General features: G+C 39.1%; 15 protein-coding genes. 6 read left to right on the forward strand and 9 right to left on the reverse strand.

All coding sequences use genetic code 11. From position 1 onward, the window contains the following. Window positions 1-15: 15 nt before the first annotated feature. From IGL32_RS11745 to IGL32_RS11765, 5 genes are all read left to right on the forward strand, one after another. A complete protein-coding gene (locus IGL32_RS11745; protein ID WP_156210196.1) occupies window positions 16-882 on the forward strand; it encodes a DUF2877 domain-containing protein in 867 nt (288 codons plus the stop codon). Beyond that, window positions 860-2419: an acyl-CoA synthetase FdrA gene (gene fdrA / locus IGL32_RS11750; protein WP_025186696.1), complete on the forward strand. Its 1560-nt coding sequence runs from the start codon at window positions 860-862 to the stop codon at window positions 2417-2419. The genes IGL32_RS11745 and fdrA overlap by 23 nt, the downstream gene beginning before the upstream one ends. After that, on the forward strand, window positions 2406-3830 hold the full coding sequence (locus IGL32_RS11755; protein ID WP_002355045.1) for a DUF1116 domain-containing protein: 1425 nt from the start codon (window positions 2406-2408) through the stop codon (window positions 3828-3830). The genes fdrA and IGL32_RS11755 overlap by 14 nt, the downstream gene beginning before the upstream one ends. Before the next feature lie 43 nt (window positions 3831-3873). After that, window positions 3874-5055 carry a hypothetical protein gene (locus IGL32_RS11760; protein WP_156210195.1) on the forward strand — a complete coding sequence of 394 codons (1182 nt, stop codon included), beginning with the start codon at window positions 3874-3876 and terminating at the stop codon, window positions 5053-5055. Window positions 5056-5155: 100 nt separating this feature from the next. Continuing rightward, a complete protein-coding gene (locus tag IGL32_RS11765; protein WP_025191201.1) occupies window positions 5156-6595 on the forward strand; it encodes a helix-turn-helix domain-containing protein in 1440 nt (479 codons plus the stop codon). A gap of 5 nt (window positions 6596-6600) precedes the next feature. Here IGL32_RS11765 and IGL32_RS11770 read toward each other — a convergent pair whose 3' ends face one another. The 8 genes from IGL32_RS11770 to gst form a co-directional block, all read right to left on the reverse strand. Beyond that, window positions 6601-9153: a cation-transporting P-type ATPase gene (locus tag IGL32_RS11770; RefSeq protein ID WP_156210194.1), complete on the reverse strand. Its 2553-nt coding sequence runs from the start codon at window positions 9151-9153 to the stop codon at window positions 6601-6603. Between the two features lie 149 nt (window positions 9154-9302). After that, the gene (gene sstT / locus IGL32_RS11775; protein WP_156210193.1) at window positions 9303-10565 is read right to left on the reverse strand and encodes a serine/threonine transporter SstT; all 1263 of its coding nucleotides are present in this window, start codon (window positions 10563-10565) and stop codon (window positions 9303-9305) included. Window positions 10566-10693: 128 nt separating this feature from the next. Next, window positions 10694-11077 (reverse strand): potassium channel family protein, encoded by a 384-nt coding sequence (locus IGL32_RS11780; protein WP_002355036.1) that lies wholly within the window; start codon window positions 11075-11077, stop codon window positions 10694-10696. Between the two features lie 102 nt (window positions 11078-11179). Further along, window positions 11180-11920 carry a tRNA pseudouridine(38-40) synthase TruA gene (gene truA / locus IGL32_RS11785; protein ID WP_002365313.1) on the reverse strand — a complete coding sequence of 247 codons (741 nt, stop codon included), beginning with the start codon at window positions 11918-11920 and terminating at the stop codon, window positions 11180-11182. 243 nt (window positions 11921-12163) lie between these two features. Continuing rightward, window positions 12164-13945 (reverse strand): DNA-binding protein, encoded by a 1782-nt coding sequence (locus IGL32_RS11790; protein WP_085444178.1) that lies wholly within the window; start codon window positions 13943-13945, stop codon window positions 12164-12166. Between the two features lie 151 nt (window positions 13946-14096). After that, window positions 14097-15023 (reverse strand): anti-sigma factor, encoded by a 927-nt coding sequence (locus IGL32_RS11795; RefSeq protein ID WP_002406041.1) that lies wholly within the window; start codon window positions 15021-15023, stop codon window positions 14097-14099. A 2-nt stretch (window positions 15024-15025) separates the two neighbouring features. Then, window positions 15026-15490, reverse strand: coding sequence for an RNA polymerase sigma factor (locus IGL32_RS11800; RefSeq protein ID WP_002355030.1), 465 nt, complete (start codon window positions 15488-15490; stop codon window positions 15026-15028). Between the two features lie 137 nt (window positions 15491-15627). Beyond that, window positions 15628-16137 (reverse strand): DinB family glutathione transferase, encoded by a 510-nt coding sequence (gene gst, locus IGL32_RS11805; RefSeq protein WP_002370068.1) that lies wholly within the window; start codon window positions 16135-16137, stop codon window positions 15628-15630. Window positions 16138-16469: 332 nt separating this feature from the next. On the opposite strand from gst, the gene IGL32_RS11810 reads away from it, so the two are divergent. Then, window positions 16470-17873, forward strand: coding sequence for a dicarboxylate/amino acid:cation symporter (locus IGL32_RS11810; RefSeq protein ID WP_002387350.1), 1404 nt, complete (start codon window positions 16470-16472; stop codon window positions 17871-17873). A gap of 57 nt (window positions 17874-17930) precedes the next feature. Here IGL32_RS11810 and rlmH read toward each other — a convergent pair whose 3' ends face one another. Further along, window positions 17931-18410 (reverse strand): 23S rRNA (pseudouridine(1915)-N(3))-methyltransferase RlmH, encoded by a 480-nt coding sequence (rlmH, locus tag IGL32_RS11815; RefSeq protein WP_010827814.1) that lies wholly within the window; start codon window positions 18408-18410, stop codon window positions 17931-17933. Window positions 18411-18481: the final 71 nt, after the last annotated feature.

The following is an 18481-nucleotide window of genomic DNA, read 5'->3' on the forward strand; positions in this document are numbered from 1 at the left end:
AAGGAGGTCGTTGGAATGACAAAAATTTTAGCTTATGACCAAACGATTTTATCGAAACTCCCTCATCAAACATTGACTAGTTTGCAATGTTTTACGCACGCTATTAATTATGGTCATGTAGACACCCAAGAAATTCTCTTGACCATTTCAACGCATCCCGAACATATAGCACCTAACACGATTATACTCGATGAAAAAAAACTTAGCCATTTCGCTGATTTACCTGTCCAAATTGAGCCCCTGTTTATCCGGTTAGGCCGACGACAATTAACACTAGCCGATGCCCAAATTTGGCAACCAACGTCACTTTATTTAACACCCAGTAAAACAAAGATAGCTATTTTTTTAACGTATATTCAGCAAACTCGTTTCAATCCTTGGCAAGCACTTTTCCCTGCTTCGCCGTCAACCTTTCTTTTTGATTCTTATAGTCGGACCCAGATTCAAAAAGAAATGGTTCATTTTCAACAAGCTTGGGCGCAAAAATCTTTTAAAATAGCTCTTGATTGTTTAACGAAGATTTTGGGATTGGGGATTGGTTTAACCCCCACTGGCGATGATTTTATCACAGGATTACTTGCTAGTTTTTCTGCATTACAGCAGCTTCCCTCGAATTTCCAACAGCTGGCTGTGCTAGCCAAGGAACGAACGAATGCGGTCAGTTATGCGGAAATCCATGAAGCAGTGAACGAGCGGTTTTCTCAACTAGTTCAGCGTGTTTTTTTATCAATTGAAAGTGGAAATACAAACGAAATGGCTCAAGCGGTTTCAGCTTTAGAGGAGGTGGGCTCAACTTCAGGAAGCGACATACTTTGCGGCATTATTTTTGGTTTAAAATTATTTTGTGAGGAGAATAATCATGACAATTCAAACAGTAATTAAAGAGAACGCCTATTTTGATTCAGTTACTTTAATGACCATTTCAACACGAGCCAATGAACTGGCTGGAGTTAAAACTGCAATGATTGGGATGGGAACCGACATGAATCTTGAAGTGATTCGGAATGTTGGGTTATATACACCCGCCTTGGAGCATGTTACAACAGGTGATTTATTAATTGTTTTAGATCTTGATGACCAAGCGAACTCAGAAGAAATTTTACAGCAAGTCGACGAGTTATTTACAAAGAAAAAGAAAACCGCTTCTTCTGAAGTAACCTATAAGACGTTAGATTCAGCCCTTCATGAAGAGCCTGATGCCAACTTAGTTGTAATTTCTGTCAATGGAAAATTTGCTGCACGAGAAGCGCATAAAGCTTTAGATCAGCAAAAACACGTCATGCTCTTTAGTGATAACGTGACGGTTGACGAGGAATTAGCGTTAAAACAAAAAGCACACGAAAAAGAACTGTTTGTGATGGGCCCTGATTGTGGAACAGCGATTATTAATGGCGTTGGGTTATGTTTTGCTAACGAGGTACGTTCAGGAGATATTGGAATTGTCGGCGCTTCTGGTACAGGCAGCCAAGAAGTTAGTGTCCAAATCCATAAATATGGTTATGGGATTTCACAATTAATTGGTACTGGTGGCCGTGATTTGTCTGCTGAAATTGGTGGGCTGATGATGCTTGACGGGCTGGATGCTTTAATGGCTGACGAACAAACTAAGGCAATTTTGCTTATTTCTAAACCGCCTGCTCCAGAAGTAACAGAGAAAATTTTAAAAAAATTAGCTGTTTCAACTAAACCAGTTGTTATTTATTTTATCGGCAGTGAACAAACGGAACGAAAAATAGACAACGTCACTTTTGCTACTTCTTCTCTGGATGCAGTTCAAAAAGTGATTCAATTTAGTCAAACACAGGAAGCGGAAACCAGCCTCTATCAAAATCCGACAGGCGCAACGTTAACAGCCATCCAACAGCAACAAGCCCCTTCTCAAAAATTTGTTCGTGGGTTGTTCTGTGGTGGCACTCTTTGTGATGAACTTTTATATGCTTTAACAGAAGTCTCTGATGATGTTTATAGTAATATTCATAAAATTCCTGAACGACAATTAGCAAATCCTGACCACAGCCAAGCACATACATTGATTGATTTCGGTGATGATCGTTTCACAGAAGGCCGCCCACATCCAATGATCGATCCGACTTCTCGGATTACTCGCATTCTTCAAGAAGCCAAAGATCCTGAAGTGGCAGTTTTAGCGTTAGATTTTGAATTAGGTTATGGTTCTCACGAAAATCCCGTTGGCGTGTTAGCGGAGGCGTTAAAGGAAGCCAAAGCAATAGCGAAAGCAGATGGTCGTGAGTTAGCCATTATTGGCTATGTTTTAGGGACCGAAGAAGATCCACAAGATATTCATGAACAGCGGAAAATTTTAGAAGATTTAGAGGTTCTCGTTGTCGACAGCAGTCATCAACTTTGCGAAGCCACCAAAACTTTTGTAAAAGGAGCGAACGAACATGAGCAGAAATGATCTTTTTAAACAGCCTTTAGATACGATCAATGTAGGCATTGACTTTATTCATGAAGATATGAAAAAACAAGGGATTCCTTCACATCAAGTAAATTGGGCACCGCCAGCCAATGGTGACCCAGAGCTATTAAAATTATTGGATCAATTAAAAAATCCAACACTTTATGAAAAAATCCAACAAGCCAACGAAGAAGCGGTTACCCGCATTATTCAATCAAAACCTATTTTAGTAGGATTTGATAAAGCAATTAATGTCATGCCCGATATGACTGAAACGACCATTTTACATGCTGGGCCACCCATTACTTATGAAAATATGTGCGGACCGATGAAAGGTGCCGTTCAAGGAGCGCTTGTTTTTGAAGGATTAGCAAAAGATCTAGCTGATGCCGATCGGGTTGCTCGTTCTGGCGCGATTACGTTTTCTCCTTGTCATGAACATGATGCCGTTGGTTCTATGGCTGGCGTGACTTCTCCGAATATGTACGTTCATATTATCAAAAATGAAACGTACGGCAACACGGCTTTTACTAATTTAAGTGAACAATTGGCGAAAGTTTTACGATTTGGTGCAAATGATCAATCCGTCGTGGATCGTCTGATTTGGATGCGCGATGTTTTAGGTCCATTACTTCATGATGCCATGACTTTTTGTCCAGAAGGCATTGATTTACGCTTAATGCTTTCGCAAGCCTTGCATATGGGCGATGAGTGTCATAATCGCAATGTAGCTGGAAGTACGTTGTTAGTCCAAGCATTAACGCCTTACATGGTTCAAACTGATTTTTCTCGTGAACAATTAAAAGAAGTATTTGAATTTCTTGGCAGTTCTGACTATTTTTCTGGTCCGACTTGGATGGGTGCCGCTAAATGTGCGTTAGATGCTGGGCATAATGTGGAGAATAGTACAATTGTCACCACCATGTGTCGCAACGGGGTCGAATTTGGAATTCGTGTCAGTGGGATTGGTGGAAATCACTGGTTTACGGGGCCTGCCCAACGGGTGATTGGTCCGATGTTTGCTGGTTACACACAAGAAGATGCTGGTTTGGATATGGGCGATAGTGCTATTACAGAAACGTATGGTGTTGGCGGATTTGCCATGGCAGCTGCACCAGCAATTGTCCCATTAGTTGGCGGAACAGTGGCAGAAGCATTGAATTATTCAAAAGAAATGCTGGAAATTACTACGAAAGAAAATCCCAATGTCACGATTCCTGTTTTAGATTTTATGGGGATTCCTTCAGGCATCGATGTCTTAAAAGTCTTAGAAACAGGGATGCTGCCTGTCATTAATACTGCTATTGCTCATAAAGAACCGGGGATTGGTATGATTGGCGCTGGATTGACTAATCCGCCAGCAAATGTCTTTAACGAGGCACTAAAAGCTTTAGTAGCTAAAATAAACTAATTTCAAAAACTTAGTAAAATGTCATTTTTTTTGGAGCGATCATATGAAAAATAAATCGATCAATTACGAAGCCGTTTTAGCTCTTGTTGTAAAAATTTTTTTGGGAATGTTCCTGTATTGGATCATGAATGGCTTTCGACATGTGTCTAACTTTTTTCCTTACAATGACGTAGTTACCAAAGTGAATCAGCAGGGATTTTACAAATTTATCTATTTTGTTATGAACTTCACGGAAGGGGAATTTTACGGTGGACTTTTTACAACGCTTTTCTTACTAATCGGCGGTCTGATTGCTTGGCAACTTTATCGGAAAAATTCAAAATGGCAGGGATTTGCAATTGCTGGTGGCTCTGGTGCTTGGCCTTGGGTACTTGCTTCTCAGCTACTTTCCCTCTTTTTAACTATTTATGTTTTTGATTTTACACGCTTTTTTACAAAAGAAGTGTTGTGGTTACCAACGTTTATTGTGGTTGTCGGCACGCCGCCAGCTTTAACGCTCGTTTATGGTCCTGGCTGGAAAAAATTAGGAACGATTTCTCTGTTGGGTGCGCTTTTCACCTTTCCGTTTGCCAATTGGCTGAATGCGCAATTGATGCCCCTTTTAAATGTACCTGGGACAGTTTCCAACGTTACCACAATGGCTTTTGTTGGCTGGATTGTTTCAGCCATCTGTCATCAACTTCCTTGGATGGTTCCTTCTGTTGCACCAATCGCTCAGAAGCGGCAAAAACAACCTAAAATTGAAAATACGCAAACCTTTCAATGGTCAATACGACGCACTTTTGCTGACTTCTCCGAAGCTTGGTTTTATGGAAATGAGTTAGTTGGAGGTTTGGTAATTCTAGGCGTTTTAACAGATTGGTTTGTCAATATTAATCATATTACAAATGGTTCTGGCTTGGTTCCTGACATTTTAATGGGACAAATGATTGCTTCGGCTGTTGGTGTTTTTCTTTATCAAAAACATTTCGCTGAAGAAGGTTGGTATCCAACGTTTATGCCACTGGTCAGCATTGTTCCTGGTGTGATTTTAATGATGGGTGGTGGCTTTTGGCTTTCCCTGACCATCGCCGTTTTAGCAGGAATCAGTGCGGCCCCTGTCGGTAGCTATATTGCTAAACGATTACCTCCGTTTGTTCCTGGTGCTGTCGGCTTTGTATCAGGAATGGCTGTTGTAACCATTTTATTGTCAGCCGTTTTGCATACATTTGATATTTTTGTATAGTGAATAAAAAGAAGCGAATGACGATTCGCTTCTTTTTTTAATTGACCAATCCCCTTTTTATCCGTATTCTTAAGCAAAAGGAGGTTTTGCCATGTACTCCATGTTAAAACGTGTGATAACGGAAAAAGATTTGCTTCGGCAAATTCGTTTGTTGGAACAGTTATTAAATGTTCCCCAGCTGACAGCCAAGCGTTTAGCCACGCAAATCCAAACGACAGAGCGAACCGTTTTTTCGGATTTACAGTATATTCGCAGTCAATTACCCGCCGACTGGTCCATTGAAACCGATAGCAGTGGTATTCGGTTACGCAATCAGGGGAATGCGCAAACCAATGAGCTTTGGTCATTATTTTTACCTCAATCCATTAGTATTCAGCTATTAAAAGAACTACTATTTACGAAAGAGTTAGTGACAACTTCTTTTTTGAGCACTAGTGGTGTTTCTTATGAAACTTTGAAGCGACATATCAAAAAAATGAATCTGGCCTTACGTGATTTTCATTTAACGATTCAACTAACCACGACGACCATTCAGCTAATCGGGGCAGAAAGCAATATTCGGATTTTTTATCACCGTTTGTTGGTGCCTTTTACTCATAATAATTATTTTTTTGACGATTATTCTATTCATGAGGAGCATTATTTCCAATTTTTGAAACAAGTTTACAGTAGTGAGTTGACGGTGGAAACGGAAGAAATTTTTGGCGCTTGTTGGTTTTTTATTAACACGATTCGCAACAAAGCCAATTGCCGAGTGAGTCAATTTTCTTTTGACTCAAAAGATGTCTTGTTTCAACTTTATCAACCGTCCTTGGCAAAACTTTATGCTTCTGAAGGCATCTATTTGCAAGGAGAAGAAAGTTTTTTCGCCTTCTTTTGTTTCTTAGAAAGTTGGAATTACGATAATGTCTATGGCGAAACGTTGGCTTCTGCGCTCCACACTCATTACAGTCAGCTGCGAAAGTCGTTACAGCAGTTTGTCACTAATTTGTCCACTGAAGAAGCCCGGCCTGATTTAATCCAAACAAATTTATTGGATAATCTGTTATTGTTATTCATTAAATATACCGAGTCCCCAACACTTTCTGAGCAATTTCAATTGGAATATCAAGAATTAATGACCGAACAAGCCGCAGAGGACCTTGCGTTATCAAAGAGCAACCAAGAACTTTTGGAGATTTTATCTCGCTACACCACGATTGAAGAACCGACTTATTTTCTTAGTTTGGCTTCTTTGTTAGAAAAACAAGCCATTTATTCCATTCAGGCGCAAACGATGACTGCCTATTTCCTCTTTCAAGGGGAACCTGCTTGGAAAGCTTTTTTACAACAAGAATTAGCTGCTTATTTAGGTACTCGTGTGAAATTACAAGCCATTGAATATGTGGAACTAAGCCAGTTGACGTTAAATGAAGCCGACATAATTATTTCCAATTTTCCCTTGGATCATCTTGATCTTCCTGTCTTTTATCTCTCTTTAATTCCAACAAAAAATGAACTCCGCCGACTAGCAGAGCTCACTCTTCATTCTTATTTTTAAAGGAACTAGCGAGGACATTCGCTAGTTTTTTGGCTTTCTTTCGTCATGAATCGTTTGGTTATATATTTTTCCCCTTCAACAAGGAAAAACAAACTCACAACATGGACGAAAATCATTGCTAATTGAAGGCCATTTAAAGAAGTTGTGCCAATTAATTGCTGCGCTACTGGCAAGTAGACCACTAGTGCTTGTAGTAAAAAGAGGATTCCTAATGAAGCAAACAACACTTTATTTTGGAAAAAGCCTGTGCTTAACGACGGATCAACCAACTTACGACAGTTGATCATATACGCTGCTTGCGCTAAGACGATACTTTGTAAGAGGAACGTTTGCTGTAAGGCTTGACCCTCAAATTGTAACGCCATGAGGTAACCTGGCACCATAATGAGTACCGACACATAGACGATTCTAAAAATACTGTACTTTGTTAAAATGCCTTCGTTGACATCTCTTGGTGGTCGTTTCATGGTATCAGCACTCGCTTTTTCAAAACCTAATGCATAAGACAAAGTAATCGTAGTTACCATGTTTACCCATAATATCTGGACAGGTGTCAACGGTAGAGGATGATTCATTAAAAGCGCCCAGACAACAATTAAACCTTGTGCCAAAGAAGTTGGCAAGAAGAAAGTAATCGTCTTTTTCAAGTTATCAAAAATGCGGCGTCCTTCTTTCACGGCTTTAGCAATCGTATGGAAATTATCATCTGCCAAAACCATATCTGCGGCTTGTTTGGTTACTTCACTTCCTTTAATTCCCATGGCAATTCCGACATCGGCTTTCTTTAGTGCTGGCGCATCGTTCACGCCATCGCCGGTCATCCCGACAATTTCACCATTGTTTTGTAAAGCCGTGACAATTCGTAATTTATGTTCTGGCGTCGTTCGTGCAAATACATCGACTTTTTGAACGTGCTGAGCTAATTCTTCATCTGACATAGCATCAATTTCTAATCCTTCAAGGACTTTTTTCGTATGCTTTAAACCAACCTGCTCGCCAATGGCTTGCGCTGTATCTTTATGGTCTCCGGTAATCATTTTGACGGAAATACCTGCTTCTTGAGATTCTTTGACGGCTTGAATGGCACTTTCTTTTGGCGGATCGATGATGCCTGCCAGTCCAGCAAACGTCAATCCTGACAATGTTTCATGTGTCAGTTCCTGTTGTGACGTAACTGTCTTATAAGCGAAACCTAATACCCGTTGTCCTTTTTGCGCTAATTGCGCAGCTTGTGCTTGCCAAGCACCTTTTTGATTATCAGATAACGTAGAAAGTTGTAACAATACTTCTGGCGCACCTTTGACATAAATAATTGAACCTTCTGCTTGCGGATGGCGAGTGGCCATGTATTTGTAACTTGAACTAAACGGAATTTTCTTTTCTACAGGGCGTAAAGACAGTTGATCCTGATCAACATACTGTAGTAAAGCTAACTCGGTAGGATTCCCTTGTAAGTCGGCGATTTTTTGTTGGTCTTGTAATTTCAATTCTTGACAGTTGGCCATAATCTCTTTGACAATGGTCATTTCTTCAGTCACTACATCCATTACCGTCATTTCATTTTTAGTTAGCGTTCCTGTTTTATCTGAACAGATAACTGTCATTGAACCTAATGTTTCAACGGAAGGCATGCCTTTAATAATCGCATTTTCTCTAGCCATCTCATGAACACCCATCGATAAAATCATCGTTAACACAGCAGGTAAGCCTTCTGGAATCATTGCTACAATTAATGCAATCATCGCAGAAAATAAGAGGCTCCATTCCATGCCATGACGAAAAGTGGTAAAGAAAATCAGAAACAAGATCAAGACCATAATCCCTTGGAAAATTTGCTTGTTTAATTGGTGCATTTTCCGTACGAGCGGCGTTGTTTTTTGATCTACTGACTGCAACGCGTGATTAATTTTTCCAACTTCAGTGGAATCTCCTGTTTCTACTACAACACCTAAGGCCGAACCTGCTTGGACAAGTGTTCCTGAAAAAGCCAAATTCTTTTGATCGCCTGTTGGTAATTCTTCATTCAAGGAACTGGTAATTTTCTCCACGGCTTCTGATTCACCTGTCAAAATTGATTCTTCAATCATCAGATTATGAACATCAAATAAGCGCAAATCTGCTGGGACTACATCGCCAGCTTGTAACGTGACTACATCTCCCAGAACCAATGTTTCAGAAGAAACGGTTGTTTTTTGTCCATCAATTAGAACGACTGTCTCTTGGCCCATCATCTGTTTCAGGCCGTCTAATGATTCTTCTGCTTTACGCTCTTGCCAATAACCGACAAAGCCATTGACAAGTACTACTAGAAAAATGATACTTCCTTCGACCACTTCGCCTGTGGCAAATTTTAGAATTGCGGCAGCGAGTAAGACCACCATTAGTAAATCTGTAAAATGTTTGGCTAGCTTTTGCCACGTTTTCAGTTGTTGTTTTTCTTCAATTTTATTTGGACCATTCGTTTGTAAACGTTGCTGACGTTCTTCGCTAGAAAGACCCGTTTGCTTCGTCTTAGTCTGCTCGATTACTTTTGTTGAGGAAAGTTGATACCATTTCATTTCGTGTACCTCCTGTTTACTTGATACCTTTATTATAGAGAGGATTTTCTTCACAAAATGGTCGATAATTTCAGTGGCCCCTGAAAAAAATGGGGCCGAGATTATAAAAGAAAGGAACAACCCGCATTTTAGCGGGTTGTTCCTTTCTTTTAAATATTTTCTTGTTCGACCACCAATTGACTTTTACCAATTAACGCTTTGACATCAATACTTTCACCATTTTTACGTCGGTCTGCTAACTCAACTGAGGTGGTAAACAACAAGTCACTAGAAGAGTTCAACGCTGTTTCAATGGAATCTTGGACTACGCCGACGATAAAGCCAACGCCGACGACTTGCATGGCAATATCATTGGAAATGCCAAACAAACTACATGCAAGCGGAATTAACAACAAGGAACCACCAGCAATTCCTGAAGCCCCACAAGCAGAAACAGCGGCGATGATACTCAACAATAATGCTAAATAGATTGGCACGGACATGCCTAATGTGTGGACTGCCGCCAATGTCATAATGGTAATCGTAATGGCTGCGCCGCCCATATTAATCGTTGCGCCCAGCGGAATAGAGACCGCATAAGATTCTTCATTTAAATCCATTGCTTTCGCCAATTCCATATTAATGGGAATATTGGCCGCAGAACTGCGTGTAAAGAATGCGGGAATCGCACTTTCCTTTAATACAAAAAAGACTAACGGATACGGATTTTGCCGAATATTCCAAAAAACAATCGCTGGATAAACGACTAAAGCAACCACGGCCATCGTACCAATTAACAATAATAGTAACTGACCATACTTGGCTAACCCTGCAATGCCTGTTGTTGCCACCGAATGAAACACCAAACCTAGAATTCCAATTGGTGCAATGCCGATAATCATTTGAACGACCGTGGTAATCCCTGTTGAAAGATTGGCAATCACATCCTTGGTAGCGACCGAACTTTGACGTAACCCAATACCGATTAATGAGGACCAAAATAAAATAGATAAATAATTGCCTTCAATCATCGCTTGAATCGGATTTTGGACAACGCTTGTTAACACATTGCTTAAAACATCACTAAGTTGCGTTGGGGCTGCTTGCGCTTCCTGCGCCGCCTCCAAAACAATCTTAACGGGAAACAGATAGCTTGCCGTCACGGCAACAACAGCTGCCAAAAATGTCGCTAACAGATACACAACTAAAATTGATCCAACATATGTTTTCGCCCCAGCCTTTTGTTGGGCTAGCGACGCAATAATTAAGACAAAAACTAAAATCGGCGCAATTGCTTTTAAGGCGCCCACAAACAATTCACCAAGAACGCTGATGAAGGTCCATTCTGGCACCAAGAAACCCAAGGTGGTTCCAATCACAATCCCTATCATGATTTTTTGAATTAACGATAATTTCCGAATCGCTTTGACCATTCACTTCACGCTCCTTTAAAATAAAATACAGTTTGGGACATACTACCATAATTATTAAGATAAAAAAAGAGTGTTTCTCAAAAAACTTTCATTTTTCGAGAAACACTTGGTCAACTCATCAATTTCGTCTATTTTTCTGAAGACTTTTCCGCTGAATGTTCTTTGTTTTTATGGTGATGGTGGTGATGACTTTGTTTAGAATACAAGTAGGATTTTGCTACGACCGAAATAAACATAGCCATAATCCCCAAGCCCACTGTAGCATAAACCATGGTGAAAATTTTTCCCAAGTCAGTAACTGGATGCACATCTCCATAACCAATCGTGGTTAACGTCATGAAACTTAAATATAACGAATCTAATGGCGACAATTTTTCCACTGTTGAATAAAAAATAGTCCCACTCAACAACGTGGTTGCCAGTAAAAAGAACAAGGCACGAGTGTCTTCTTTTTTTAAGATACCTAAAAAAGATGAAAATAATTTTTTGACAGAAATAAGTAAAGATAGCAAAAAAATGACCTCTTTCTATTGTTAATCTCTTCTTAACGTTAGCACTTTTTAGATAAAGTTCAACTTTTTAATTGGTGTGGTTAAAGAAAATTTATTTTTTTGTTATTTATAATACACTTCATCTAAAAACAACCCTTGTGCAGGAGCCGTTTCACCTGCGCCTTCTCGGACTTTTGTTGCGAATAATTCGTCAATTATCGCTAATTCTTTGGTGCCTGCACCAATTTCTAAAAGTGTCCCAACGAGGATGCGGACCATTTTATGCAAGAAACCATTACCCACAAAAGTGAACTGTAACATTTCGCCGTTTCTTTCAATCGTAATCTTTTCAATCGTTCGAGTAGTCGATTTTTTGGTTTTTTTCAATGCTGAAAAACCAATAAAATCATGGGTCCCTATTAATTTTTGGCAAGCTTGTTCCATTTTTTCTTGATCCAACGCTTTGGGAAAGTGAAAACTATGATACCGTTCAAAGGCATTAGGAATTGGGCTATTCCAAACATAGTAGCTGTATTGTTTGCCTGTGGCGTTATAACGTGCATGAAAACGTTCAGGCATTTCTGTAACTTCTTTAACAACAATATCGCCAGGTAAATATCGATTTAAAAAGGATAACATTTCGGTTGTTGTTAGTGAACTAGTCGTTTTAAAATTCGCTACTTGACCACGTGCATGTGTGCCGGCATCCGTTCTGCCTGAGCCAATAATTTCAATCGGTTCACCCGTCATTTGTTTTAAAATACTTTCAATTTTCCCTTGAATCGTTTTCTCTGAATTGCCTAGTCGTTGCCAACCTGAGTATCTTTTACCATCATATTCAATGGTTAATTTTATGTTGCGCATGGGCGAAGCTCCTTCGTATTCTTTTTCTCTCTTATCATAGCAGAAATAAGTGGATTTTTCTTCTTTTCCAAGAGAGCCTGGGACAAAAATCACTTTGGATTTTTGTTCCAGGCTTAAAAATTGATAAACGGCGGGAACAAAAGCAACTCCTTCGGAAATAAGCCGAAATTCTCCAAAAATTAAAGAACAATTTTCGAAAATTCCTTCTTATTTCTCGGAGTTAAACACTTCTGTCCCGACCTCTTAGTTTAATCCTGCAATTTTCAATTCTTCAACATTTGCTGCTTTAGCATTTTCAGTCACTACGGCTTTAAATGTCACTTGGTCGCCCTCTTTTAAGAATAGCGCCAGCGGACTGTTATTAGTCGTTACGCTAAAAATGGTTTTTTCATCTTCTAGTAAAAATGAAACTACCGTTTGCGCTTCCCCAGCTACTACTGAGACACGAGCTACTTTACCTTGCATCGTTTTCAAGTTGGCTTTGTCTGTATTTTCATTGTTACTTCCTTTGGTTACTAACTCAATTCGATAAGCGTCTAGTGCGCCTTGTGCCGTGTCTGCATCAATCACAATATCATTATCTACGGCGTTTATATAGACATATTTTTTGAAAATCCCTTTACTGTCCATTAACGAAACAATCCACGTTGGCACGCCATCAATGTTATAAAGGACTGGCATACTAGCTTTCCATTTCTTTTCTGGATAAATTTTTGAAGCGATAGAAATGGCGCCATCACTATCCATAATGCCGACTTTAGTATCACGATAATACGTAACTTGACCTGTTCGGGCATTGATTAAGGAGTAACCTAAAGCGGAATCTTGGTCTTTTTCACTACTTGTAAAGTCCGTAAAATAAAGCAACTGGTTCCCTTCCTTGTTCATCATCGGCGTAATTTGTCCTGATGCATAAATACCATTTTCAGTTGGAATTTTGACATCTTTTTTGGCACCAAACATTGTCTGGTTCCACCAGCCTTGACTGTAACGACCAAAGAATTCATTTAAGCTATTCGCCGCTGAGCTAGTAATCGGCGCATCAACGAAACTTGGGGCTTTTTGACTGTCATAAACGTTAACTTCTCCTGTTGTAGCATTTAATACTGCTGTTTTAAATTCATTATAGTGCATGCGACCAGAAACCCCATACTCTTTGTAAAGCGTTTGAATATAGTAAGGATTCCCTTGGTCGTCCAGCTCTAAATTGATTGTGCCAGTTGCTGCATAACCTGGATAAGCGGAATAAATTTTTCGTGCGGCATCTTTGCCAAAGTAAGCTGAAGGAGTATAAACAATTGGTTTTTCTACAAATTCTGGCTGTGCGTTGATATCTGTTGCACTAATGATGAAATAGCCAGGTACTTCCCCCAGTTTTAGCCATTTAAAGAAGCCATTAAATTCGACTGTTGCTACATAAACATACTCGCCATTGACGACTTGTGCCGTTATACCATCCAAAGTAAACATATTGGAATTGGGAATGACAGAAAATTTCTGTAACATTTTTCGTTTCGCCGTTTGTGGTGCAATCGCAATGGGTGTTTCTTTCGCCGAAGTTAAAACTTCAGCTTTTTCTTCCGTTTTTAAAGGAATTGTTTGATAAATTTCATCAATGGAAGAAATTCTGGTAATACTACTGACAATGGTCAACAAAATCATTGCCAAAACGGCAACACCCAAAATTTTGCCAGACCAGTCTTTGTTAGCCGTTTTGTTGGTATTCTTGCCTACTTCTTTGCGGCCCTTTTGGATACCAGGAACTTCGACTTTACTAGCTAAGCGTGTACTTAATAACACCCCACTAGCAATCACTGCGCCAATCAAATTAATCCACAACACAGTTGAAAGATTTTTACTTGGCAAAGTCACAAATAAAAAGATACCTAACAAGAGCAGTTCCATCACCATTAATAGAATAGTCCCTTTACTCTTTTTCCCTTTATTCGCTACAATGTTGGCGCCATTCGCAACTAAGATCCCGATACCAAAAAATAACGTTAACCCAATAAAATTAAAAAACATTCACTTGCCCTCCTCATAGATAAGTAAAAAAAGTGCTCCCACGCATTGTAGAAGCACTTCCTGTGATCCATTCTATTATAACGTTTTCTATTTTTACTGACAATATCGTTGAAGCAAAATCAGTCGGAAGGCTTAGAGTTCTGAAGAACATTTATTTCTCTGGCTGAATATAAGGAACGATAGGTGCGGTCACGCCAATTGAAGCACCACGAACAAAAGGTTCATTTTGTAAGGCTTTGAAATTTTTGGTTTGTCCGGTGAGCATGACTCCCCAAATAGGTAATTTTTCGACTTTTTTATTTTTATTTTGTTGGATAAACTTTTGGCCTTCTTGGTTGTCAGCAAACAACGGGGATTTTTCTAAGGTTTCAAAAAAGTGTTGCTTGTTATTTTCAGGATCAAATATTTCGTTGTGATCGTCCATGCTTAATTGAAAACCATAAGGCAGCGTACCAGAAGGACCTTCTGCTTCATTAACCGTTTCGGAGTAAACATAGAGCCAAACTAAGTTGACATTGCTCGGTAACATTTTGCGGACTTCTTCATATGGATAAGGTTTATCAAAAGAAATCGCCACTTCCGCTACTTGGTTTTCCATTTTATCTAATTCACTTAATTCGTTTTTGATACCACCATAGTAATTGGTAATCGCTGGGTTATAAAAAGATGCTACTTTCTGCTTGGTTTGTCGGTTGTATTCATAAAAATTCTTAGAAGAATAATAGCTACCAGGATAGACTTCATTCCAGTCAATCGAATTTCTGAAAAAGCTATATCTGCTACGTAAATTACTCCACTCCACCGTGTAACCATCAATATTTTTTGAACGATTAGTTACAACTTCGCCCCCAAAAGGCGAACTATTAGCAATTACTTGGGAATCTAATTGAGTGTTTGGTGAAGCAATCATTTCTTGATCATTAATTACTTCTAGTAGGGTATGATAGTTTTTCGTCGAAAGTTTATCCATTCCCACAAAAAAACCGACAAACAATACAGCAAAACTAACAACGGTTATGGCACCAATCACGATAAATTGTTTTCTTTTCGCTTTACGAATACTTTTTTTTAAATCCACTTCTATTCCTCCAGTTCTTTTTTTAATTTTTGACGTGTGCGATACAATTTTTTGCGAACATTTTCAACAGATAATTCTAAAATCAACGCAATCTCGGCATACGATAATTGATAATAATATTTCAAAAGTACTAGTTCTTGTTCCTCATCTTTTAAGGAATCGATCAATAATAATAACTCTTGCCCTTCCATTTTTTCTATTGATTGTACAGGATGGCTGTTTGCCACAAAAGTGCGTTCTCGTTTCTTTTTTCGATACATCGTAATGTAGTAATTAAATGTTACTCGGAAAAACCACGGGCGTAGATTTTCTGATGTAATTTCAGGTAATATTGAAAAAATCGTTGTATACGTTTGCGACACTGCATCTTGTGCATCTTCAAGACTTGCTCCTCGGCGAATCAAGACTTGGATGACTTCTTGCCCCAAAGAAAATAGTACTTCGTCAAAATTTGCCTCCTTTTTCATCTGATTTCTCCTTTCACTTATACAACGTTTCAACTAGGGAAAAAGTGGACAGTTCTTCGTTCATTATTTTTATGTATTTTTCTCTCAATAAAAAATGCTCCTGCTTAAGCAGAAGCATTTTTGTTTTTACTTATTTATCATTTTCCAATGACTAATCTTCGTGTATAAACGGCTTGCCCAGAATGCATCACTGCATCATCAATCACTGAAACTAAACGCACTTGTCTAGTCACCGGCGGGGTCCAATTTTTATCAATTACGTCTGACAATTGTTCTTCTTTGATTTGGTCTAAATAGCTTTTGGTAAGTGCCACACTGGCAGCCAAATAGTCACTAAGCAATTGCTTTTCTGCCACCACGACTTTCGCCGCTTCTTCTGGTGTGTGATGCCAGTCTTCTGTCTCATCTGGCAAATCCAAGGCAAATTTTTCTGTCCAGTGTTGGCTAAGCCATAACGGCTCACTATGATTAAGTGCGGAAATTTGTAGGTCTAATTCTCTGGCTGTGTGCCACATCAGCCAAGTAACAGACTTGATTAATGGAGCGGGCATCGTGTTTGCTTCGGCAACGGTCATTTGCGCAAGTGTTTCTTCAAAACGTTCATGCGCTCGGTCAAGGGTTTCACTAGAAAGTTGAGTGACTTTCATAAAAATACCTCCTTTGTGTTGGTGCCTGTTCTTTCGTTTCTATTTTCTATTATACTGCAAAAGAATCCGTTGTAGTTCTTTTTTGGCTGCGGTATCTGCGGAAAGGGTAAAGATCACTTTCTTTCTTCAAAAATAACACTTCCCTAAGTAAAAAAGAATTGACAATTCTCGTAGTTTCCCTTAGTATGTGGAAAAGTACCTTTAAGATAGTCCGAGAGGCTAACAAGGCAAAGTTCTGTAAAATTCTGTATTTTTGTATAGTGAATGATACGAGATGTCTTGCCCTTTTTTTGTGTGCAAGGCTTTTTTTGCGCGGTGCTTAATCAATTTATTTGGGAGGCAACAAAGTGGAAAAGAAAAAACGTGAAGTGAAAGGTATCTCATTTACCAAAAAAATGGTGATTTCATTGGTGGGAGGATTAATCGTTGGGCTCGGCTTTTTATTTTTAAGAGAGCACCTTATTCGCAGCAATCAAGGCGCTGTGTGGCAGACAATCAATCAGATTCTTTTCCAAGATATTTCAGATCCTGAAAAAGGACAATCTGCGATTGGGCTTTTCTATATTATTGGTCAACTATTTATCAACGGCCTACAATTAGTGATTGTGCCGATGGTCTTTACTTCAATTACTTTAGCCATTTGTCATATTACCGATACGCAAAAATTAGGACGAATTTCCTATAAAACGATTTTTGGCTTTTTATCGATGTCACTGATTGCTCTATTAACGGCTGGAATTGTGGGCTATAGCGTATATTTAACTGGCGCTTTTAATGTGTCGTTATCTGAAACGCTAGCTCCTGTCGAAGTAAGTACGAGTGGCAATCCATTAATGGTGATTGTCAATGCTGTCACGAAAAATATCGGTTCTGCATTTAGCGACAATGGTGCGATTTTAGCCGTTGTTGTGTTGGCAGTGATTACTGGTTTATGTATTAATGCATTAGGGGATAAAATTCGTGTTTTCAAAAAATTAATTGAAGAAGTCAATGCGATGGTCACGTTATTTTTAACCTTTGTAATTACTAAATTTGCTCCTATCGCCGTCTTTATGTTGTTAGTTCGGACGTTTGCTTCCTACGGGATTGATTATTTAAAACCAGCGTTAGTCTACGTCGTAACAACGACAGCGACGCTCTTAGCCTTTTTGATGATCGGTTACCCATTATTTATCTTATTTGCGACAAAATTAAATCCTGTTCCTTTTATTAAAAAGATTATGAAAGTTGTGGTTTTTGGATTTTCTACTTCTTCTTCGGCAGCCACTTTACCGTTAAATACAAAAACAACGGTTGAAGAGTTAGGTGTCGACAGTGATGTTGCCGCCTTTGTCTTGCCGTTAGGAATGACTATCAATATGAACGGCACAGCGATTATGCAAGTAATTGCGGCTATTTTTGTGGCGGGCGTAGCTGGTTATGAAGTGACACCAGCTAATATTGCCTTGATTGCCATTTTAGCTTTAATGTCATCCATTGGTACACCGGCGGCACCTGGCGCTGGCGGGATTATCCTTTTCACTATTTTAACTGGTTTAAACTATAACAATGAGATTGCGATTGCGACGTATTCATTGATTTTAGCCATTAATCGTCCAATCGAAATGCTCGTTACTAGCCTAAACGTGGTTGGTGATAGCGCCACTGCGATTTATGTCGCACATTCGGAAGATTTGTTGGATGAAGCCACTTATCTGACTGATGTCGCTGACTTGCAAAATGCGGAAGCGGAGTAATTAATGAAAAAGCAGACTTCTTGTATGGAAGTCTGCTTTTTTGTCGAACGCTTTGCTTTATTTATGATACGGTTCCCCTTTCATAATCCGAAAACCACGATAAATTTGTTCCACTAATACCAAACGCATTAACTGATGTGGATAAGTCAAGCGGCCAAAAGAAATTTGTTGGTTACTTCGCTGAAGGACTGAATCACTGAGACCTAAGGAGCCACCAATGACAAACGTTAGGTTACTTTTGCCACTAATCCCTAATTGTTCAATTTCTTTTGAAAATTCTTCACTAGATAATTGTTTGCCATTAATGGCTAAAACAAAGACGTATTCGTTGTCATTAATTTTCCCCAAAATACGTTGGCCTTCTTTTTCTTTGACCTGAAGCATTTCAGCGTCACTGAGTTTTTCTGGGGCTTTTTCATCTGGTACTTCAATGATTTCCATCTTGGCATAGCTATTTAAACGTTTCAGATATTCATTAATGCCTTGAATCAGGTATTTTTCTTTCAGTTTTCCGACTGTTATTAGTTTAATTTTCACCTATTCCACTACTTTCTCGTTTTCTCTTCGTTCTTATTTTAGCACGAAGTTTGGCTACTTTCCACAACGTT

The organism is Enterococcus sp. AZ035, from assembly GCF_050548325.1.
GTDB classification, from domain to species: domain Bacteria; phylum Bacillota; class Bacilli; order Lactobacillales; family Enterococcaceae; genus Enterococcus; species Enterococcus faecalis.